Source organism: Rhodococcus sp. IEGM 1318 (assembly GCF_033142465.1).
Classification (GTDB): Bacteria; Actinomycetota; Actinomycetes; order Mycobacteriales; family Mycobacteriaceae; genus Rhodococcus_F; species Rhodococcus_F qingshengii_B.
On sequence record NZ_JAWLSC010000011.1, the window covers coordinates 51938 to 71829 of the forward strand.

General features: G+C 62.8%; 18 protein-coding genes. 12 read left to right on the forward strand and 6 right to left on the reverse strand.

All coding sequences use genetic code 11. The annotated features are described in order from the left end of the window. Positions 1–6 precede the first annotated feature (6 nt). The 8 genes from R4P65_RS23675 to R4P65_RS23710 are packed head-to-tail and all read left to right on the forward strand — an operon-like array spanning position 7 to position 8570. The gene (locus tag R4P65_RS23675) at positions 7–1191 is read left to right on the forward strand and encodes an MCE family protein (RefSeq protein WP_317828345.1); all 1185 of its coding nucleotides are present in this window, start codon (positions 7–9) and stop codon (positions 1189–1191) included. Then, entirely contained in the window at positions 1191–2210 is a 1020-nt protein-coding gene (locus R4P65_RS23680) for an MCE family protein (RefSeq protein WP_283307096.1), read from the forward strand. Before R4P65_RS23675 ends, R4P65_RS23680 begins: the two co-directional genes overlap by 1 nt. After that, positions 2207–3265: an MCE family protein gene (locus R4P65_RS23685; protein ID WP_317828346.1), complete on the forward strand. Its 1059-nt coding sequence runs from the start codon at positions 2207–2209 to the stop codon at positions 3263–3265. Before R4P65_RS23680 ends, R4P65_RS23685 begins: the two co-directional genes overlap by 4 nt. Further along, on the forward strand, positions 3262–4566 hold the full coding sequence (locus R4P65_RS23690; protein WP_317828347.1) for an MCE family protein: 1305 nt from the start codon (positions 3262–3264) through the stop codon (positions 4564–4566). The genes R4P65_RS23685 and R4P65_RS23690 overlap by 4 nt, the downstream gene beginning before the upstream one ends. Continuing rightward, positions 4566–5813 (forward strand): MCE family protein, encoded by a 1248-nt coding sequence (locus R4P65_RS23695; RefSeq protein ID WP_317828348.1) that lies wholly within the window; start codon positions 4566–4568, stop codon positions 5811–5813. The genes R4P65_RS23690 and R4P65_RS23695 overlap by 1 nt, the downstream gene beginning before the upstream one ends. Next, on the forward strand, positions 5810–7204 hold the full coding sequence (locus R4P65_RS23700) for an MlaD family protein (RefSeq protein ID WP_317828349.1): 1395 nt from the start codon (positions 5810–5812) through the stop codon (positions 7202–7204). Before R4P65_RS23695 ends, R4P65_RS23700 begins: the two co-directional genes overlap by 4 nt. Beyond that, complete coding sequence (locus R4P65_RS23705) at positions 7204–8007, forward strand: hypothetical protein (RefSeq protein WP_317828350.1); 804 nt, start codon at positions 7204–7206, stop codon at positions 8005–8007. Before R4P65_RS23700 ends, R4P65_RS23705 begins: the two co-directional genes overlap by 1 nt. Further along, positions 8004–8570: a twin-arginine translocation pathway signal gene (locus R4P65_RS23710; RefSeq protein WP_317828351.1), complete on the forward strand. Its 567-nt coding sequence runs from the start codon at positions 8004–8006 to the stop codon at positions 8568–8570. Before R4P65_RS23705 ends, R4P65_RS23710 begins: the two co-directional genes overlap by 4 nt. A gap of 80 nt (positions 8571–8650) precedes the next feature. On the opposite strand, the gene R4P65_RS23715 is transcribed toward R4P65_RS23710, so the two are convergent. Together R4P65_RS23715 and R4P65_RS23720 are read right to left on the reverse strand one after the other, a co-directional pair. Beyond that, positions 8651–10114 carry a trehalose-6-phosphate synthase gene (locus R4P65_RS23715; protein ID WP_230815097.1) on the reverse strand — a complete coding sequence of 488 codons (1464 nt, stop codon included), beginning with the start codon at positions 10112–10114 and terminating at the stop codon, positions 8651–8653. A gap of 103 nt (positions 10115–10217) precedes the next feature. Beyond that, positions 10218–10391: a hypothetical protein gene (locus R4P65_RS23720; protein ID WP_214886961.1), complete on the reverse strand. Its 174-nt coding sequence runs from the start codon at positions 10389–10391 to the stop codon at positions 10218–10220. A gap of 156 nt (positions 10392–10547) precedes the next feature. Between R4P65_RS23720 and R4P65_RS23725 the strand changes: the two genes are divergently transcribed. Further along, positions 10548–12302: an ABC transporter ATP-binding protein gene (locus R4P65_RS23725; RefSeq protein ID WP_317828352.1), complete on the forward strand. Its 1755-nt coding sequence runs from the start codon at positions 10548–10550 to the stop codon at positions 12300–12302. Between the two features lie 23 nt (positions 12303–12325). Then, entirely contained in the window at positions 12326–14092 is a 1767-nt protein-coding gene (locus R4P65_RS23730; RefSeq protein ID WP_317828491.1) for an ABC transporter ATP-binding protein, read from the forward strand. Between the two features lie 14 nt (positions 14093–14106). Here R4P65_RS23730 and R4P65_RS23735 read toward each other — a convergent pair whose 3' ends face one another. Then, the gene (locus tag R4P65_RS23735; RefSeq protein ID WP_317828353.1) at positions 14107–15042 is read right to left on the reverse strand and encodes a methionyl-tRNA formyltransferase; all 936 of its coding nucleotides are present in this window, start codon (positions 15040–15042) and stop codon (positions 14107–14109) included. Between the two features lie 111 nt (positions 15043–15153). Between R4P65_RS23735 and R4P65_RS23740 the strand changes: the two genes are divergently transcribed. Further along, positions 15154–15957 carry an alpha/beta hydrolase gene (locus tag R4P65_RS23740; RefSeq protein ID WP_317828354.1) on the forward strand — a complete coding sequence of 268 codons (804 nt, stop codon included), beginning with the start codon at positions 15154–15156 and terminating at the stop codon, positions 15955–15957. A gap of 72 nt (positions 15958–16029) precedes the next feature. On the opposite strand, the gene R4P65_RS23745 is transcribed toward R4P65_RS23740, so the two are convergent. The 3 genes from R4P65_RS23745 to R4P65_RS23755 form a co-directional block, all read right to left on the reverse strand. Further along, positions 16030–16299 carry a metal-sensitive transcriptional regulator gene (locus R4P65_RS23745; protein WP_230814895.1) on the reverse strand — a complete coding sequence of 90 codons (270 nt, stop codon included), beginning with the start codon at positions 16297–16299 and terminating at the stop codon, positions 16030–16032. A 90-nt stretch (positions 16300–16389) separates the two neighbouring features. Next, complete coding sequence (locus tag R4P65_RS23750) at positions 16390–16800, reverse strand: DUF302 domain-containing protein (RefSeq protein ID WP_317828355.1); 411 nt, start codon at positions 16798–16800, stop codon at positions 16390–16392. A gap of 117 nt (positions 16801–16917) precedes the next feature. Then, the gene (locus R4P65_RS23755) at positions 16918–19065 is read right to left on the reverse strand and encodes an MMPL family transporter (protein ID WP_317828356.1); all 2148 of its coding nucleotides are present in this window, start codon (positions 19063–19065) and stop codon (positions 16918–16920) included. Positions 19066–19224: 159 nt separating this feature from the next. On the opposite strand from R4P65_RS23755, the gene R4P65_RS23760 reads away from it, so the two are divergent. Continuing rightward, on the forward strand, positions 19225–19809 hold the full coding sequence (locus R4P65_RS23760; RefSeq protein WP_317828357.1) for a class I SAM-dependent methyltransferase: 585 nt from the start codon (positions 19225–19227) through the stop codon (positions 19807–19809). Positions 19810–19892 lie beyond the last annotated feature (83 nt).

The window sequence follows — 19892 nt, forward strand, 5'->3', positions numbered from 1 at the left end:
CAAGCGATGACCGTACCCAGATGGCACAAGAAGTTGGCCGCAGCCGGCCTGGTCCTTGGACTCGTGGCGATCGTTGCCGTTGCCCTGACCATGTTCTCGGGTGGGTTCACCAAGAGCACGCCCATCACCGTGACGTCCACGCGTGCCGGCCTGGTCATGGAACCGAACGCCAAGGTGAAGCTGCGCGGAGTGCAGGTCGGCCGCGTCGAATCGATCTCACTCGTCGGCGACCAGGCAAACCTGAAGTTGGCGATGGATCCGGGCCAGATATCGAAGATTCCGTCGAACGCCCGGGTGGAAATCAAGACCACCACGGTGTTCGGTGCGAAGTACGTCAACATCGTGATTCCCGACGATGCCTCGACCCAGCCGATCCAAGAGGGCGCCGTCATCGCTTCGGACAGCGTCACCGTCGAATTCAACAGTGTCTTCGAACATCTTTCGGACGTACTCGCGAAGATCGAACCGGAAAAGCTCAACGCCACACTCGGCGCGATCTCCACCGCACTCAACGGACGCGGCGAGTCGCTGGGTGAGGTTCTCGAGCTCGGTGACACCTATCTGAAGAAGATGAATCCGGTTCTGCCGCAGCTCCAGGAAGACTTGGTCGGCGCCGCCGATGTCACCAACCTGTACGCCGACGTGGCACCGGATCTGATGCGCATCCTCGACAACGCCACCGCGACAAGCGGATCGATCGTGGCGGAGCAGGCAAACCTCGACCTGCTGTTGCTGAACGTCACCGGCCTCGCGGACACCGGCAACGCGTTGTTGACCGACAACGAGCAGAACCTGACCACCGCCCTCGACACTCTGACCGCGACGACGACCCTGCTCGACAAGTACTCGTCGGGTCTGACGTGCTTCATCGTCGGGTTGAACGACGGCCGGATCAAGTTCGAGCCACTGGCCGGCACCGGGGACAAAGCGGCACTGATGCTGAGTGCGAGCTTCATGTACGGCGCCGAGGCGTACCAGAACCCGCAATCTCTCCCCAAGGTCGCGGCCTCCGGTGGACCCAATTGTTATGGTCTGCCCGAATTCGATCCGAAGGTTGACGGGCATGCCCCGTTCGCAGTCACCAACACCGGCAACGTGCCTTTCGTTCCCAACACCGAACTGCGCGTAACCGTGCCGACCATTTTCCAGTATCTCTTCGGTGACTCCTACGAGCAGGAAGACGGGAAGTGATGAGACCGACCACGGTCAAGCTGCTGATTTTCACCGTCGTCATGGCGGTCATCTTCGCCGGACTGGCGATCGTCTTCAGTCAGGTGCGCTTCAGCAGCAGCAACGGATTTCACGCCACCTTCTCGGATGTATCGGGACTCAAGTCCGGCGACAAGGTACGTATCGCCGGTGTTCCGGTCGGGTCGGTGACCGGAGTGTCCATCGGTGACTCCAACCAGGCTGAGGTCGAGTTCGACGTCGACACCCAGTACTCGCTGATGAAGAGCACCAAAGCGACTGTGCGCTACGAGAACCTGGTGGGCGATCGCTACATGGAACTGCTCGAGGGCGCCGGTTCCACCGAGACGCTGCCGTCGGGCGGATCCATTCCGGTCGACCAGACCTCACCCGCTCTCGATCTTGACCTACTGCTCGGGGGGTTCAAGCCCCTGCTGCGCTCACTCGATCCCCAGCAGGTCAACGACCTCTCCGGGGCCTTGCTCCAGGTACTCCAAGGCCAGGGCGGAACGCTGGTTTCACTTCTGGGAAACACCAGTTCGTTCACCAATACGCTGGCGGACCGAGATCAGCTGATCGGGGACGTCATCACCAACCTCAACGACGTACTCGGCACGATCAACGACAAGGGTGATCAGTTCTCCACCACGATCGATCAGCTCCAGCAGTTGGTCAGCGGATTGGCGAAGGACAGTGGCCCGATCGGTAACTCGATCACCGAGATCGCAGGCGCGACCGGAGATCTCGCGTCGTTGCTGCAGGCGACACGTCCGGACATCCAGACCCTGATCGGAGAGACAAACCGAACGATGACGCAGCTGGACCTCGGCAAGGACGACATCAACACCGCTCTCGGTCGTCTGCCGTCCGACTACCGGAAGCTGATCCGAGTGGGCACGTACGGAGCGTTCTTCCAGTTCTATCTGTGCGCCAATACTTTCAAGTTCTCCGGACCTGACGGAACGACGATCATCTTGCCCACGGCAGTCCAGGACACGGGAAGGTGCGCAAAAGTCTCATGACCCCTACCCGTGAACGCAATCCGGTACAGATCGGTGTCATCGGTCTCGTCCTGGCGGTGGCAACCGTCGGTGCCACGCTTCAATACGATCAACTCCAGTTCATCAACGGCGGCATTCGCTACTCGGCGTACTTCCAAGATGCCGGCGGGCTGGTCGCCGGCGACAACGTGACCATGGCCGGCGTGAATGTCGGCAAGGTCAGCGACGTCGAACTCGACGACCAGAAGGTACTGGTCACTTTCACCGTTCAGGACGGTGTCGCCCTGGGCGAGCAGACAGCTGCCGACATCAAGACCAACACGGTTCTCGGGCGAAAGTCGTTGGCGGTACGGCCGGAAGGATCCGGACTGTTGCGTACGGATACGCCGATTCCGATCGAACGCACCAACTCCCCGTACTCGCTCAACGACGCGCTCGGCGACCTCGGGACCACGGTGTCCGAACTCGACACGGAACAGATCAACGATTCGCTCAACGCGATCTCGGACACGCTGGCCGATACTCCGCCGGAACTTCGCACCGCATTGGACGGAATGACGAGGCTCTCGCAGAGCATCAACTCGCGCGACGAAAGTCTGCTCCAATTGCTCTCGCGGGCCGAAGATGTCACCAAGATCCTCGCCGACAGAAGCGGTCAGATCGATTCGTTGCTGGTCGACGGCAACAAGCTGTTTGCCGAACTGAGCCTACGGCGTGACGCGATCAGCGAACTGATCGTCAACACCGGAGCAGTCTCACGCCAACTGTCAGCGCTGGTGCAGGAGAACGAGGCCCAGATGGGGCCGACTCTCGAGAAACTGAATTCCGTCGCCGAGGTGCTTCAGCAGAACAAGGACAACATCGCCGGGGCGCTCGACGGCCTCGGACCGTACATCACCGCGCTCGGTGAGACCGTGGCCAGCGGCCCGTTCTTCGATGCCTTCATCATCAACATTCTGCCGAGCAACTGGTGGAAGACCCTGGTGGACACCAGCGTTGCGCCCGAGCAGGTGCCGGGCGACCTGGAAGACTTCTTCCCCGGTCTTCCGCCGACGATCAGGGGGCCGGGAGAATGACCGAGACATTGGATTCACGGGACTCACAGGGCTCCACCAACTCGCGCAAGAAGTGGGTGCTGATCGGAGCGGGTGTGCTGGTCGCGCTGCTCGTGGCGGGTGCGGCCTACCTCTTCATCCCCGGCCTGGGCAAGACCAAGATCTCCGCGCACTTCGTCTCGACCACCGGTCTCTACGAGGGCGACGTCGTGCGAGTGCTCGGTGTCAACGTCGGCGAGGTGACCAAGATCGAACCGCGTGATCGAGACACCTACGTCGAGATGAAGATCGATTCGAGCGTGGACGTTCCGGCAGATGCCAAGGCGCTCATCGTTGCTCAAAGCCTGGTGTCCGCACGCTTCGTGCAATTGACCCCGGTGTACTCCGGCGGGGAACAGATGACCAACGGCGGCGAGATCCCGATCGAGCGCACCGCCGTACCGGTGGAGTGGGACGAGATCAAGACCGAGCTCACCAAACTGTCGGACGCACTCGGACCGGAAGGTCTGGACGATCAGGGCTCCCTCGGACGATTCATCGACACCGTGGGAACGAATCTCGACGGCAACGGCGAGTCCATTCGGTCGACGCTGCGCGAACTCTCGGCCACGATGCACACGCTGTCCGAAGGCCGGACCGATTTGTTCTCCACCATTCGGAACCTGCAGGCGTTCGTCACTGCATTGTCCTCGAGCAACGAGCAGATCGTGCAGTTCAGTGGTCATCTCGCTTCGGTGACAAGCGTTCTCGCGAGCAGTTCCGACGAGTTGGGCTCCGCACTCAGCGATCTTGACCTGGCTGTGGGCGACGTTCAGCGGTTCGTCAAGGACAACAGCGAGGGACTGAGCGAATCGGTCGCGCGTCTGGCCGATGCCACCCAGGTACTGACGGACAAGCGCCCCGAGATCGAGCAGGTTCTGCACTCCGGACCGACGTCGCTGGCCAACTTCTACCAGATCTACAAGCCGGCGCAGGGCAGCATGACCGGCGCAATTGCACTGAGTAACTTCAAGAATCCGATCCAGTGGATCTGCGGTTCCATCGAAGGCATCGACAGTGGTAACTCCCAGAACAGTGCCGATCTGTGCAAGCAATACCTCGGACCGGTGCTCAGCACGATGATCGGCAACTACCCCGGTTTCCTGTTCAACCCGGTCGCGGGCGTGCAGGCTTTCCCGGATCAGATCGTCTACACCGAGCCGGGATTGGAAGCGGCAAGTCAGAATCAGCCGGAAACCGTCGCAGGACCGATGTCAGGTGCTCCCATGACGAGTGTTCCCAAGGATCTCGCCGAACTCTTCAACATGGGCGGAGGGAACTGATGCGAGTAGCTCGCAAGACTACGGTTGCCGTGTTGGCCACGGCAGTGGCACTCGGCGCCAGCGGTTGTGAATGGAACGGTCTCAACTCTGTGCCGATGCCAGGAACTCAGGGCCGGGGCGAAGGCGCATACGAGGTCCAGATCGAGATGCCGAACGTGACTACGCTGTCGCAGAATTCGCCCGTCCGGGTGGATGACGTCGCAGTGGGAAGCGTCTCGAACATCGAGGTTCAAGGCTGGCACGCTCTGGTGACGGTGTCACTCAACCCCGAGGTTCAGTTGCCGGCCAATGCGACGGCAAAAATCGGTCAGACCAGCTTGCTCGGCTCACAGCACATCGAGTTGGCGCCGCCGGTCGGGGAGGAGCCCGAGGGCCGACTCGAAGCCGGTGACGTGATTCCGATCGAGCGGGCAGGCGCTTTCCCGACGACGGAACAGACGCTGTCGTCGCTGTCGGTGGTGCTCAACGGCGGCGGTCTCGCTCAGGTGCAAGACATCACGAAGGAACTCAACGCCGCTCTCGGTGGGCGCGAAGATTCCGTTCGCGACCTCCTGCCTCAGCTCGATCAGCTGGTCGGCAGCCTGGACAAGCAACGAGGCGACATCGTTTCGGCGATGGAGGGACTCGATCGACTGTCCTCGACGGTCGAGGCCCAGCGTGACACCCTGAACAAAGCACTCGAAGGAATTCCGCCGGCACTCGAGGTTCTTGTCGCTCAGCGTCAGGACATCACCAACGCCTTGACCTCACTCGGTGGTCTCAGCGAGGTGGCGAGTCGCGTCATCCAGGAGAGCGGTGACGATTTCGCGACCAATGTTCGAGCGCTGTCGCCGACTCTGAAAGCCTTGGCGGATTCGGGTAATGCCCTCACCCAGGTTCTCGGAGTCCTCTTGACGTTCCCGTTCCCACAGAACGGAATCGACAACGTCATTCGCGGTGACTACGCCAACCTGGCGATGACCATCGACATCTCGCTGCCCCGACTCGACGCGAACTTCCTCACCGGAACTCCGTTGGCCGGAACGCTCTCCGGACCGGAAGGCGTGTTGGGCAAGCAGGCGGGGCTGGCCGGACAGACCGGCAACCCGTTGAGCGATCCGCTCAAGCCTGCCGTACCGCCCGCACAGGCCCCTGCCGGACAGGCACCCGCAGACCAGGCTCCGGCGACGGATCCGAATACCATTCAGATTCCGGGACTCCCGCCGATCAACATTCCAGGACTTCCTCAGGGGGCACCGGCACCATGATGCTCACAAAGTTCGTCCGCATCCAGCTCACCATCTTCGCCGTCTTGACGGTCGTCGGATTGATCGTGATGGCCACCCAGTACGTGCGTGTTCCCGCGATGGTCGGTATCGGCCGATACGACGTCACCGTCGAATTGCCCGCCACCGGTGGACTGTACAAGAACTCGAACGTCACCTACCGCGGTCAGACCATCGGCGTCGTGAACGCGGTGGAGTTGTCGGAGACGGGCGTGAATGCGCGTCTCTCCCTCGAGAGCGGCGTCAAGGTGCCCTCGGACGTCGACGCAGCAGTCAAGAGCGTGTCGGCGATCGGCGAGCAGTTTGTCGATCTGATTCCGCACACCGACAGTTCCGGTTCGATCGTGGTGGACGGTCATCTCGAGAACGGATCGGTGATTCCCGAAGACCGAACCAGCATCCCGCAGGATGTCGGCGCGATGCTCGACCAGGCAGATATGTTGCTGCAGAGCATTTCCGACACCAAACTCAAGACCGTCATCGACGAATCCTTCAAGGCGTTCAACGGTGCCGGCCCGGATCTGCAGAAGCTGATCGACTCGGCTCGGCTGTTCGTCGAGGAAGCGAACAACAATTCCGACGCGACCAAGACGCTGATCGAGCAGGCCGGTCCGCTCCTGGACACTCAGGTGGTCAGCAGCGACGCCATCCGTTCCTGGACAAGCAATCTGGTGACGTTCACCGACCAGCTCCGAGCCAGCGACCCAGATCTGCGTGCCATCATCCAGAAGGGGCCGGCTGCAGCAGCGGAGGCGAATACACTCCTGCAAGACTTGCAGCCGACATTGCCGATTCTTCTGGCGAACCTGGTGTCCGTCGGACAGGTCGGCGTGATCTACAACAACGCGATTGAGCAGATTCTGGTCATCTACCCGCCACTGGCCGCTGCGCTGGTCACGGTGGCCGGCTCCGGTCCGGCTGCGGACGGTGCGCTGGTGGACTTCCACATGGAGGTCAACGACCCGCCGCCGTGCACAACGGGATTCCTGCCCGGAGACCAGTGGCGCAGTCCGAAGGACGAATCACCGATCGAGACGCCGTCAGACCTCTTCTGTCAGGTTGCCCAGGATTCGCCGATCGCGGTGCGCGGCGCGAGAAACCTTCCCTGCGAGGAGTATCCGGGACGTCGTGCGCCGACGGTCGAGCAGTGCCGTTCCGGCTACGTACCGATGGGCACCAACCCGCAATCCGGGCCTCCGGAACCGATAACCGCGACCCCGAGCTCGTACACGTCGACGCCTTCGGTCTCGGCGCGTCGGTACGATCCGATTACAGGCAAGTACATCGGGCCGGACGGAAGGACGTACTCGCAACCGAACCTCGGTGGCGGCGACGTCAGTCTCGAACAGTTCATGAAGGGTCAGCAGGGTTGATGACAGACGAAGATCCACAGGCCGGGCAGCGGGTGCGCCGTCGCGCTTCGCGCAGCGCCGGACCCACGGGTGCGGATGCAGACGCTGCCGCGGTAGTAGTGCCCACCGAAAAGAAGCCGGCCGAACAGGAGACAGCCGAACAGAAGCCGGCTGAACAGAAGCCGGCTGAACAGAAGACAGCCGAACAGAAGCCGGCTGAACAGAAGTCGGCGGTCCCAGTTTCTCTGGGCAAGACCGACACTCCACCTGAGAAGGTCGTCAGCAGTGGCTCGGAAACCGCCACGGCCGGCGAAACTTTCACCACGCCTGCTCGTTCGAAGCCCAAGGCCGGGCTGGTAGTCGGGATCGCCGTTGCTTCGGTGATCGCCATTGCTCTTGCTGCCCTGACAGTGTTTCTCCTCGTCGATCGAAACAAGGCGTCCAATGCCGACGAGGACCGAGCGCGCTACGTGGCCGGAGCCCGGACCACCGCACTGAATCTGACGACCCTGCATGCGGATACAGCGGCCGCCGACCTCGACAAGTTCCTCGCCGGCACCACCGACGAGTTCAAGTCGCAGTTCGACGGTCGTAAGGATTCGTTTGTCGACGTCCTCGGGCAGGCCGGAGTTCAGACCGACGGTGAGGTGCTCGAGGCCGGGTTCGAGAAGTCAGACGGCGATTGCGGGACTTCCCTTGTCGCGGTGCGAGCAATGCAGAAGAACGGTGACGAAGCGCCCGCCGAACGCAACTACCGACTCCGAATCACCATGTGCGACGTCGACGGGCAGTTACTTGCCTCGAATGTGGAGTTTGTGCCATGACCCCAGAAGAAGTCCCAGAGACGGCCAAGCAGAAGACCGAGGCCACCGGGGTTTCGCCGAATCCCAAGCGCGTCTCACCGCTCGCCATCGTTCTGTGTGTGATCAGTGCAGTGGCCATCGCGTTGGCGGCAGTGTCGGCGTATCTCTACTTCGGCCCGGACGGAACGCGTGACACCGCAGCAATCGATCAGACCAGAGACGAAGTGGCGCAGGCTTCTTCCGATCAGGCGGTAGCGATGTTCCAGTACGACTACAACAACGTCGACCAGCAGTTGCATGCGGCCACAGATGGTTTGACGGGTGATTTCCAGGGCACGTTCACCAATCTGATCGAATCGGTGATCATTCCTGGCGCCAAGGAAAAGTCGCTGACCGTTCAGGTGGTCGTGCAGGGCGCCGCGGTTCTCGACGCCGAGGCCGACAGTGCGACGACGATGCTGTTCCTCAATCAGATCACCACGTCTTCGGAGTCGCCCGAAGCCGTTGCCAGTGGCAGTCGCGTCAAGATGAGTCTGGAGAAGCAGGACGGGCGTTGGCTCGTGAACAACGTCCAACCCTTCTGATCAAACACACGCCGGACGTGAAACAGGCTGGAGCCGAGGAGTTTTAATCTCCTCGGCTTCAGCCTGTTGCATGCTTGACCTCAGTGCTCTCCAGATTCGGCCGGGGCGATCAGCGCCGGGCCTGCTGCGCCGCCGTGCGCGAGAGCGTCGAGGAACGAACGTGCCCAGCGGTCGACGTCGTGCGTCAGGACCTGACGACGCAACGCGCGCATGTGGCGTCGGCCGTCCTCTCGCGGTTGATTGAGGGCCTTCTCCATCGAATCCTTGACGTCGTCGAGGTCGTGAGGATTGCACAGGAATGCCTGGCGGAGTTCTGCTGCAGCACCGGTGAATTCGCTGAGCAGCAATGCGCCACCCAGATCACTGCGGCAGGCGACGTATTCCTTCGCGACCAGGTTCATGCCGTCGCGAAGCGGCGTGACCAGCATGAGGTCGGCAGCGACGAAGAACGCGACGAGTTCGTCGCGTGGGATCGGCCGATGGATGTAATGGACGACGGGGCGGCCGACTTCGCTGAACTCGCCGTTGATTCGGGAGACCTTCTGCTCGATGTCTCCGCGCATCTGTACGTAGCTTTCGACGCGTTCGCGGCTCGGGGTCGCCAACTGCACCATGACGGTGTCGGCGGGATCGATGCGCTTCTCCATGAGAAGTTCGTGGAGGGCGGCGAGCCTGACGTCGATGCCCTTGGTGTAGTCGAGGCGGTCGACACCCAGCATGATGTGCTTGGGGTTTCCGAGTTCTTTGCGAATCTGCTTGGCGCGGTCCCGAATTGCCTTGGTGCGTGAGAGTTCGTCGAGCTTGCCGGAATCGATGGAGATGGGGAAGGCGCCGACGCGGACGCTGCGGAAACCTACTTGCACCACACCGAGTTTGGAACGCACGCCGACGGTTCCGCGTGAAGTCTGCTGCCCGGCAAGGCGTCTCGCCAGGAAAAGGAAGTTCTGTGCGCCGCCGGGAAGATGGAAGCCGATGAGGTCGGCGCCCAGGAGACCTTCGACGATCTCGGTGCGCCACGGCATCTGCATGAACAGCTCGACCGGGGGAAACGGAATGTGCAGGAAGAAACCGATGGTGAGGTCGGGGCGAAGCATCCGCAGCATCTTCGGTACCAACTGCAGCTGGTAGTCCTGGATCCAGACGGTCGCGCCCTGTGCCGCTGCCTTGGAAGTGGCTTCGGCGAACCGCCGGTTCACCTCGACGTAGGCGTTCCACCATTCGCGGTGATACTCGGGTTTGACGATGACGTCGTGATAGAGCGGCCAGAGGGTGGCGTTGGAGAATCCCTCGTAGTACTCGTTGATCTCCTCGGCGCTCAGCGGCACGGGGTAGAGCTCGAGTCCGTCTTCGACGATCGGGTCTAGGTCTGCGTCTGGGACGCCGGCCCAGCCCACCCAGGCGCCCTGATTGCTGCGCAGGATCGGCTCGAGGGCGGTGACCAGTCCACCGGGGCTTCTCTTCCAACGGGTGGTGCCGTCGGGAAGTCGTTCCAAGTCGACGGGCAGGCGGTTAGCTACGACGACGAACTCGGCCTGCCCGGACACGGTGTCACCGGTCGAAGAAGCAGGTGCGCTGTCAGAAAGGGTTGAACTGGTCGAATCCGGACTGACAGGCACGTGGTTCCTTCTCGGTCGGTGAGGGAAAGATTCAGTCGAGCTTGGCGGCGGGGGAGATACCGAGCATCGAGAGCAGCATCCTGCACTCGTCGGCATCTTCCGCGTAGGCAGCGACAACGCGCTGCGCCATGCGCGCTGTTTCCTCGGCGACGGTCTCGATTTCCTCGTCCGCGATCTCGGTTTCCACGGTCGTGTTCTCAGCCATCATGTTCCTCTCGTGCTTGCCTGCACGGCGCAAGCAATGATTCTTACTCGCGACTCTATGAGAACTGGGCGTGTCGACGCTAGTTGCTCATGTATTAGGGTCGACTTACTTATCTGCGTACTTAACTTTATCGCTTCCATCGATGCTTGGAGTTCCATGAGTTCGACCCCCTCGAGTGTGACCGTCGACTCGGACGAGCCGGAGAGTGGCAAACACAGCGGTGCTGCGATTTTGCGACGCGTCCTGGTCCGCAACCGTGGCCCACTCACTATCGGCACGGCCCTGGTCTGTCTGCACCAACTCACCGAGACTGCGGTGCCGATCTCCATCGGTGTGATCATCGACCGTGCAGTGGAGACTTCGGACACCACGGCCTTGATCGTCTCGATCCTCGGTCTCGCGGCTCTGTTTCTCGTTCTGACGGCCGCGTGGCGTTTCGGCGCCCGGTTCATCGTCACCGCGATGCAGCAGGAGGCTCATCGTCTCCGGCTCGAGGTGGCGCACCGCGTCCTCGACCCGCGTGGGGTGCGTACTGATCTGCGATCGGGTGAATTGCTGACGGTTTCCACCTCGGACGCCGAGCAGACTTCGTGGATCGCCGACATCGTCCCGCGCGCCGCGGCGGCCCTGACCGCTGCGGTGGCGTCGGCGGTGGCGTTGGTGTGGATCGATCTGTGGCTGGGACTGGCCGTTCTGATCGGTACTCCGGTCATTCTCGGTCTGCTGCAACTGGCGGCGCCGCTCATCACGTCGCGGGCCTCCGGTCAGCAGGCGTCGATCGCTCGGGCGTCGGCGATGGCTACGGATCTGGTCAGTGGACTGCGTCCGCTGCGCGGTATCGGGGGCGAGAAGACCGCGTCGGCGCGCTACCGTACGGTCAGCCGTCAGGCGCTCGCTTCGACGATCGGCACGGCGAAGGCAACCGGTATCTACACCGGCGTTGCCGCGACCATCAGTGCGTTGCTCGCCGTCGGTGTTGCCGGATTCGCGGGATACTTCGCGTTGCAGGGCCGGATCACGGTCGGTGAACTGATCACCGTGGTGGGGCTTGCGCAGTTCATCATCGAACCACTCGGATTACTCGCGTCGATTCCCGGATACTTCGCGGTGGCGCGCGCGTCGTCGGATCGTCTGGCACTGGTCTTGGACGCGGAGCCGTTACGGGGAGCGGGTTCGCAGACCGAGCTCGAAGGTACCGACCTGACCCTCGACGCCGTCGAGTACAAATCCCTCAAGGGCATCGATCTGCACCTGCCTGCCGGAGAACTGCTGGGCGTCGTGGCTTATCAACCGCAGGACGCCGACGCTCTTGTCGCTGTCCTGTCCGGTCAGCTGGCGCAGGACGCGTATCGCGGAGTGGTTCGGGTGGGCGGAATCAGCCTGTCCGACATGGACTTGCGATTGGCACGCCGCACGGTGCTGGTGGAGCCGCACATCACCGATCTGTTCTCCGGATCGCTCGCGTCGAACGTGACCGCGGGCGCCGGTGATGCTGCTGCTCTCGACATCCAGAGCGCTCTGGTGGCGTCGGCAGCGGCGGATGTCGTCGACGCACATCCAGACGGTCTCGACCTCGAAGTGACCGATCGGGGCGCGAGTTTGTCGGGAGGCCAGCGGCAACGCGTCGCCCTCGCGCGCGCCTTGGTGGCACAGGCACCCGTAATGGTCCTGCACGATCCGACGACGGCGGTAGACGCGGTGACCGAGGCGTCGATCGCCGAAGGAATCGCTGAACTGCGGCACGAGGGTGCCGGAGGCATCCACACGACGGTATTGATCACCAGCAGCCCGGCCTTGCTGGCCGTGACGGATCGAGTGATCGTGTTGAACGACGGAGTGATCGCCTCGACGGGCACACATTCCGAACTCTCTCGCGGCGACGCGAACTACCGAGGAGCGGTGCTGCGGTGACGGCCACGGACAGGACAACCGATATGCCGGCGGCGGAGAAGGTGACCGAGCGCGAGTTGTTGCCGATCGCGAGTGGTCGCCAGACCTGGAAGTGGTTGCGGGCAGCGCTGGCCGAATACCGGATGCAGAGCCTGCTGGTCCTGATCGTCGCGGCTTCGGCGTCGGCGATGGCATTGGTGCCGATATACGTCTTCGGTGTCCTGGTCGACCGGGTCCGGGACAACGCGCCCACGTCGACGATCGTCGGGGTGGTCGTGATCATCGCCGCCGCAGCAGTCGTCGGCGGTGTGTTCACCGGTGTGGCCGCCTATCTGATCAAGCGACTCGGTGAGACGATCCTGGCGGACCTGCGTGAGCGAACCGTGGACCGGGCATTGAGCCTGCCGATCCAGACCGTCGAGAAGGTCGGCAAGGGCGATCTGCTCTCACGCGTCGGCGACGACGTGTCGGTGATCGCGAAGGCTGTGTCCGACGTGGTTCCCGGCATGATCGCGGCGGTTCTGCTCGTGGCTCTGAGCATGGTGACCATGCTGGGACTTGACTGGCGGCTCGGCCTCGCCGGAATGGTCGCGCTGCCGATGTACGCGCTGGCACTCAAGTGGTACCTGCCACGATCAGCTCCCGTTTACGCTGCCGAGCGGGTAGCGATGGGCGCTCGTTCACAAGCGCTGATCAGCAGTCTCCAGGGGGCCAAGACTGTCCGCGCGTACAGCCTCGAGAAGGAACATCTGGGTCAGATCGATGCAGCGTCGGCAAAAGCGCGTGATCTGGCCGTCGGAGTGTTCGGCCTGTTCACGAGATTCGCCGGGCGCGGTAACCGCGCCGAATTCGTGGGCCTGTCCATGATCCTCGTCGTCGGATTCCTGCTGGTTCGTGAGGACGTCGTGACAGTCGGTCAGACAACGACGGCTGCGCTGCTGTTCCATCGCCTGTTCAACCCGATCGGCTCGCTGCTCTACACCTTCGACGAAGTGCAGTCCGCCGGCGCCAGCCTCGCGAGATTGGTCGGCGTTGTCGAGATCCCCGAAACGGAAGGTTCGACGGATACGGGTTCCGTTCCGACCGACGGCTCCCTTCATCTGGACGACATCCGGCACGGCTACGACGGTGGCCATGAGGTACTCCACGGAGTGACGCTCAGCCTGCGAGCGGGGGAGCGGGTGGCGCTCGTCGGTTCGACCGGAGCCGGAAAGACGACGCTTGCTGCGATCGCCGCCGGTTCGATCACTCCGACGTCGGGGCGGGTGTCGATCGGCGGCGTCCCGCTTTCCGACCTCGATGACCTACGACGCCACATCGCGATCGTGAGTCAGGAGGTCCACGTCTTTGCCGGACCCCTGATCGAGGATCTGAGATTGGCCGCTCCCGAATCCTCGGACGAGGACGTAGCCGCTGCGCTGCGGACCGTCGGCGCGTACGAGTGGGTTGATGCTCTCGACGAGGGAATGCTGACCGTCGTGGGCGAGGGCGGGCACGAGATGACGGCGGCGCAGGCACAGCAGTTGGCCTTGGCGAGACTGGTATTGGCCGACCCTGCCGTCGCTGTACTGGACGAAGCGACAGCGGAGGCGGGCAGCGCCGGAGCGCGGGAACTGGAAGCGACTGCCGAAGCCGCTACCGATGGCCGCACCACTCTGGTTGTCGCACACCGGCTTACCCAAGCCGCGGGCGCCGACCGAGTGATCGTGCTCGAACACGGGCAGATCGTAGAAGAAGGCCCGCACCGCGAACTGGTGTCCGCGGGCGGGCGTTACGCGCAACTGTGGGCGGCCTGGGAGGGTCGCGACTGAGGGCGTTCAGACGATCAGGTGAGGTACCCGCCGCCGTGGGGGAAGAACTCGGCGGCGGTGTACTCGCTGCCGTCGTCGAGTCGGATGCGCTCGATCCGCAGTCCCTTGTTCTTGCCCGACCACGCGTCGGGGCCCGCGACGATCACCATGCCGTCGTCTTCCTGGATGAACACTCGGCCGGGGGTTCCGCCGTAGTGCCCGCGTGAGACGGACGCCTTCAGGATGCGGATGCGCTGGCCTTTGAACTCCGCGAAAGCGTTGGGGTACGGATCGGACTGTGCCCGGACGAAACGCTCGATGACCTCGGCCGGCCAGGACCAGTCGACGTGGCTGTCCTGCGGTGCACGCTTGTGGAAGAAGGTGGCCTGCGAGCGGTCTTGCGGCGTCCAGTCGGTCCGCCCGGAGGCGATCAGATCCAGGGCGTCGAGTGTGATGGGGCCGATCATGTCGATCGTGCGGTGGAACAGATCGGTGACGGTGTCCGCGGGGCCGACCGTCGTCGATCGCTGCAGGACGATGTCGCCCGCGTCGAGTTCCTCGTCCATCAGGTGCGCCGTGAGGCCGACTTCTTCTTCACCGTTGATCAAGGCCCAGATGAGCGGGGAGAAGCCCGTGTACTTGGGCAGCAGCGAATCGTGGATGTTGAGGGTGCCGTACTTGGGTGCGTCGAAGACCTCCGCGGGCAGCCAGGTGCGCCAATTGTTGGCGACGATGATGTCGGGAGCAGCTTCGGCCAGCGCGGCCTTGAAGGCGTCGTCAGGCTTGTTCGCCACGTGAACGGGTACACCGTTCTCGGACGCCAGATCTGCAACCGAGTCCGCCCACATCTGTTCGTAGACGTGTTCGCTCTTCGGGTGTGTGATTGCCAGTACGACCTCGTGATCGGAGTCGATCAAGGCCTGCAGGGTACGGTGGCCCCAGGTTTGGTATCCGAGCGTAGCGACTCTCAACGGGGGTCCTCCTGGACGAGCATGGGCTGGGGTTGGCGGTCACACGACCGCCCATCAGCTTAGGCTATCCAACCAAAATTGTTGATCATACGTACGAGGAGGAAGGCTGACATGACGGTCGCCACAATCAACGGAATCCCCATCAATTACCAGGTCAAGGGTGATGGAGATCTGGTGGTGCTCATCATGGGGACCGGTAGCCCCGGCCGCGTCTGGGATCTGCACCAGACTCCGGCATTGGTGGCCGCCGGCTATCGCGTCGCCACCTTCGACAACCGCGGAATCGCCCCGTCGGGTGAGAGCCTCGGCGGCATCACGATGTCCGACATGGTTGCGGACACCGCCGGGCTGATCGAGCATCTCGGCGGCGGCCCGGCCCATGTCATCGGCACCTCGATGGGCGCCCGGGTCGCGCAGGAACTGACGCTCGCCAGGCCGGATCTGGTTCGCAAAGCAGTGTTCCTCGCCGGCCACGCTCGGATGGATCATTTCCAACAGGTCCTGACCGAGGGTGAGCGCCAGTTGTTCGACAGCGGCGTCGCCCTGCCGGCCAAGTACCGTGCCGCAGTGACGGCAGTGATGAACCTCTCGCCGGCCACGCTGGCCGACGATCACTCCGCGCGTGACTGGATGGACATCTTCGAGTTCACCGGCGGCGCAACGTCACCGGGTGTTCGCGCACAGCTCGGCATGGACCGCGCTTTCGATCGACGTAACGAGTACAAGTCGATCATGCGCCCGTGCCTGTCCGTCGCTTTCGCCGACGACCGCATGATCCCGCCTTACCTCTCCCGCGAGGTGGCGGACTGTATCGCGACGGCGTCGTACGAGGAGATTCCCGACGCCGGGCACTACGGATACCTCGAGCGTCCGGAGGCCGTGAACAAGGTGCTGATCGACTTCCTGGCGAAGTAGTTCTTTCGTAGTTCTTTCGCACACGAGAAAGGGCCTGACCCGCTACCTGCGGGTCAGGCCCTTCCTCTTGTTTCATGCCAGTGCCAGGAACAGCTTCTCGAGTTCGGCCTCGGTCATCGGTTCCTGACCTTCGGCGCTTTCGCCGGTGAGGCATTCACGCAGCCCCGACGCGACGATCTTGAACCCTGCTCGGTCCAGCGCTTTGGACACGGCTGCGAGCTGCGTGACGACGTCCTTGCAGTCGCGGCCGTTCTCGATCATCGAGATGACCCCGGCAAGTTGGCCGTGAGCGCGCCGCAGTCTGTTCAATACGAGCGAAATGCTCTCTTCGTCGCCGGTCATGGTGGCCCCTTCTCGAGTGTTCGTACTGCGACCGAGGGTACCCCTGGGGGCATGTCAGTGTTTGATCCAGTGCTCGATCCGACTGTGGTGTCAGATGATCGAGGTGACTGCCGCGCGCAACTTGACGGCTGCGTCGGCCGCCACGGACTCCAGGCCTGGTTCGTCGGAAACCTGAACCATGAGAGCGGGATTCATCGCTTCGACGAAGAACGAGTTCTCGGTAGTCGTATCTTCGCGGACGACGACGTTGCACGGCAACAGGAGGCCGATCTGACGATCCACCGAGACTGCCCGATGGGCCAATGGCGGATTGCAGGCACCCAGGATCAGGTACTTTTCCATGTCCTCGTCCAGCTTCGCCTTGAGTGTTGCCTGCATGTCGATCTCGGTCAGGATCCCGAAGCCCTGCTCGGCGAGCGCGGCACGCGTGCGGGTGACGACCTCGTCGAAAGTTCCGGTGACCTTGGTTGCAATCGCGATCGGTTCTGTGGGAGTTGTCATTGCCCGCTCCTCGTTGTGGCTGTCGGTGTCGTTGCTGTCGATGTCGCTGCCATCGATTTCTCTTGCCTTCATCATACCCCTGGGGGTATGAATACAACAGTGATGTCGGGTACACGGTCAGCCATGCGAGAAGCTGATCTTCGGCAGGATGCGTCGTAGCCATGCTGGTGCCCACCAGGCTGCCCGGCCGGTGAGACGCAGGAGTGCTGGCAGGAGCACCAAGCGCACGAGCACTGCGTCCAGGAGCACAGCTACACCGAGGATGATCCCCATTTCCTTGGGCGGCAACGGGTCTGCGAGCGCGAAAGTGAAGAAGACCGCAACCATCACCGCTGCCGCCGCCGCGATGACCCGACCCGAATGCGCGAGGCCGTCGATGTGTGCGATCTCGGGGTCACCTGTCCGTTCGTAGTGCTCCTTGGCGCTCGAGAGCAGGAAGACGGTGTAGTCCATCGCGATGGCAAAGATCATGGCGAAGAAGAAGACCGGACCCCATCCGTTCAGAAATCCCTGGGGATCGAAACCGAGCAGACCGGATCCGTGACCGTCCTGGAAGATCAGCTTCGCGATTCCGAACGCGGCCCCAGTGGACAGTAGGCTGACCAGCGTGCCGATCAAGGCGATCAGAGGTGCCTGAAGAGCGATCAGCAGCAACAGGAATCCGAGCGTCAGTATCACGACCACGACGATGGGCAGGTAGTCGTTCAACGCCTGCTGAAGGTCGAGATTTTCGGCCGGAGCGCCGCCGACGAGTGCTGATTCCGGCAGCTGCGACCGAAGGTCCGCAAGGATGGTTTCCATCGCAGGATCCGACGGGTCGACAGTGGGAACTGCTTGCAGCATAACCAGATCGGATCCGTCGGCTGCTTGCTGCGCCGGCGTGACCATGGCCACGCCGTCAACGTTCATGGCAACACGCGAGGTGTCTGCTGCATCGTCTGTGGACGTGACGATCTGCAACATTCCGGGAGCGCCGTCACCGAATTGCTGCTGCACCAGTTCGTAGCCCTGGCGAACCGGGGCGTCCTCGGGAACCACGGCGATGGAGGGCATTGCCACCTTCAGCCCGAAGACCGGAACGACGAGTGCGATCAGGATGAGCAGGGCGCCGACGCCGAAAGGCCACGGGTACTTGTGCAGCAGCGACGCCCAGGTTGCGAACATCGGGGAGCGGTGCTGCTGGCGCTTTGCGTACGGTAGCGAACCGCCGTTGACCTTGGCGCCGATCCTGCCGAGCACGGCGGGTAGCAGGGTGAGGGTTGCGGCGAGAACGAAGATCACGGCGAGCATGATGCCGACAGCCATCGTCCGTACGGCGGGGGCCGGAACGAGAAGAACCGCAGACAGGCTGACCAGAACTGTGAGGCCGGAGAGGACGATTGCTTTGCCGGCGGTGTCCATCGTCTGGGCCACGGCGGCCCGCGGATCCGGATCGGTTCGCAGTGCTTCTCGGAACCTGGCGACGAGGAAGAGTGCGTAGTCGATACCGAGCGCGAGGGCGAACATCATCGCGAAGTTCATGGCCCACACGGAAATCGGCGTGATCTCGTTGAGGATCACGAGCCCGCCCGCCGAAGCGACCAGGCCCGCAAGGGTCAGCAGCAGCGGGAGTCCCGCGGCAACCAGGGAGCCGAAGGCCAACACCATGATCGCGAGAGTGACGGGCCACGACATCATTTCGGCCTTGATCATCGCTTCGTGATTGGCCTTGTTGAAATCGCTCCACAACGCCGACGCGCCGGTGGGGTACACCTCGATCGTGTCCGTGGACAGTGCCGTGAGTTTCTTGCCGAGTTCGTCTACCGCGCGCACCATGTCGTCGGTATTCGCATTGGCGCCCGCGATCATGATGCCGGTATGTCCGTCCGGGCTGATGGTCATGCCGGGCTGTGGGACGATCACTTCGCCGAAACGAGGGTCCGCGGCAAACAGTTCGGTTGCCGCGGCCAGTGTCTGCTGCATCGACGGATCGGCGATGTCCAGAGAATTCGAGTGAACGACCACCTGCACTGCGGCGGAGGAGTTTCCGCCGAAATGCTGCTCGGCCAACTCGCGAACCTGCACCGACTCGGATCCGTTTGCCTGCCAACCAGCTCCTGCCAAGGATGTGAAGGCACTCGGCGCTGCGGCGCCGAGTGCAACCAGCGCGATCAACCAGACGCCGACGACGAGACGGGTGTGCGCCGCCATCGATCGACCGAGTCGCGCGAGTATGCCGTCGGTTCGGGCGGGTGGGTCCGCGGTGACAGTTCTGGTCGCTGACATCTTCACTCCTGATACGGGTGGGGGTATTCCTGACCGTCACTTCTATACCCCTAGGGGTATCTGTTTGTCACTTTTGAAGGTTCTCTATGCTGCTGGGGGCACCGTCTGATCAATGACGGTGGAACGAACTTCGGTGATACGGATATGGGGAGAGCGATCGTGGACGCACACGACTGGGACGAGCGATACCGAGCGGTGACGGAGCCATGGGGAGTGGACCCGGCGGGAACCGTCGCAACAAGAATTGCCGACCTGAGGCCGGGTACCGCGATCGATCTGGCCTGCGGCGACGGCCGTCACGCGCGGTGGATGGCCGGGCAGGGTTGGTCGGTGACCGCGGTTGACTACTCGTCGGTGGCGATCGATCTGGCACGGGCGAGTGACCGGGACAAGGCCGTCGACTGGCGGGTCGGAGATGCGACCACGTGGCAACCGGAAGGTTCGGTCGACCTGGTGTTGGTCAGCTTCCTTCACCTCGAGGTCGACGAGTTGGCCGAAACGCTGAAGCGCGTCGGGCAATGGTTGACTCCAGGCGGACGCGTCCTCTATCTGGGGCATTCCATCGAGAACTTCCACCGTGGTGTGGGCGGCCCACCCGAACCGACCATTCTGCCCGGTATTTCCGATCTCGCCCGCGCAGCGGAGGGATCGAGGGTCTACGCTCTCGAACATGTCGTTCGGCCGCAGGACGGCAGGACGGCAATCGACGTTCTGCTCGAATTCGGTCCGTGGGACCAGGTCTGACCAGGCGGAGAGCGCGCCTTCACGTTCCTGGGTAGCCTACCCTAAACTGGCGAGGGTGTTCGTCGTTCGATGAGCATGAACGA

Excerpts from the sequence above, each read along its gene's own strand:
- R4P65_RS23750 (WP_317828355.1), bottom strand. The coding sequence starts at position 16,800 with ATGACAACTCCCACAGAACCGATCGCGATTGCAACCAAGGTCACCGGA.
- R4P65_RS23685 (WP_317828346.1), top strand. The coding sequence starts at position 2,207 with ATGACCCCTACCCGTGAACGCAATCCGGTACAGATCGGTGTCATCGGT.
- R4P65_RS23675 (WP_317828345.1), top strand. The coding sequence starts at position 7 with ATGACCGTACCCAGATGGCACAAGAAGTTGGCCGCAGCCGGCCTGGTC.
- R4P65_RS23730 (WP_317828491.1), top strand. The coding sequence starts at position 12,326 with ATGCCGGCGGCGGAGAAGGTGACCGAGCGCGAGTTGTTGCCGATCGCG.
- R4P65_RS23690 (WP_317828347.1), top strand. The coding sequence starts at position 3,262 with ATGACCGAGACATTGGATTCACGGGACTCACAGGGCTCCACCAACTCG.
- R4P65_RS23680 (WP_283307096.1), top strand. The coding sequence starts at position 1,191 with ATGAGACCGACCACGGTCAAGCTGCTGATTTTCACCGTCGTCATGGCG.
- R4P65_RS23725 (WP_317828352.1), top strand. The coding sequence starts at position 10,548 with ATGAGTTCGACCCCCTCGAGTGTGACCGTCGACTCGGACGAGCCGGAG.
- R4P65_RS23700 (WP_317828349.1), top strand. The coding sequence starts at position 5,810 with ATGATGCTCACAAAGTTCGTCCGCATCCAGCTCACCATCTTCGCCGTC.
- R4P65_RS23740 (WP_317828354.1), top strand. The coding sequence starts at position 15,154 with ATGACGGTCGCCACAATCAACGGAATCCCCATCAATTACCAGGTCAAG.
- R4P65_RS23745 (WP_230814895.1), bottom strand. The coding sequence starts at position 16,299 with ATGACCGGCGACGAAGAGAGCATTTCGCTCGTATTGAACAGACTGCGG.
- R4P65_RS23710 (WP_317828351.1), top strand. The coding sequence starts at position 8,004 with ATGACCCCAGAAGAAGTCCCAGAGACGGCCAAGCAGAAGACCGAGGCC.
- R4P65_RS23705 (WP_317828350.1), top strand. The coding sequence starts at position 7,204 with ATGACAGACGAAGATCCACAGGCCGGGCAGCGGGTGCGCCGTCGCGCT.
- R4P65_RS23720 (WP_214886961.1), bottom strand. The coding sequence starts at position 10,391 with ATGGCTGAGAACACGACCGTGGAAACCGAGATCGCGGACGAGGAAATC.
- R4P65_RS23695 (WP_317828348.1), top strand. The coding sequence starts at position 4,566 with ATGCGAGTAGCTCGCAAGACTACGGTTGCCGTGTTGGCCACGGCAGTG.
- R4P65_RS23755 (WP_317828356.1), bottom strand. The coding sequence starts at position 19,065 with ATGTCAGCGACCAGAACTGTCACCGCGGACCCACCCGCCCGAACCGAC.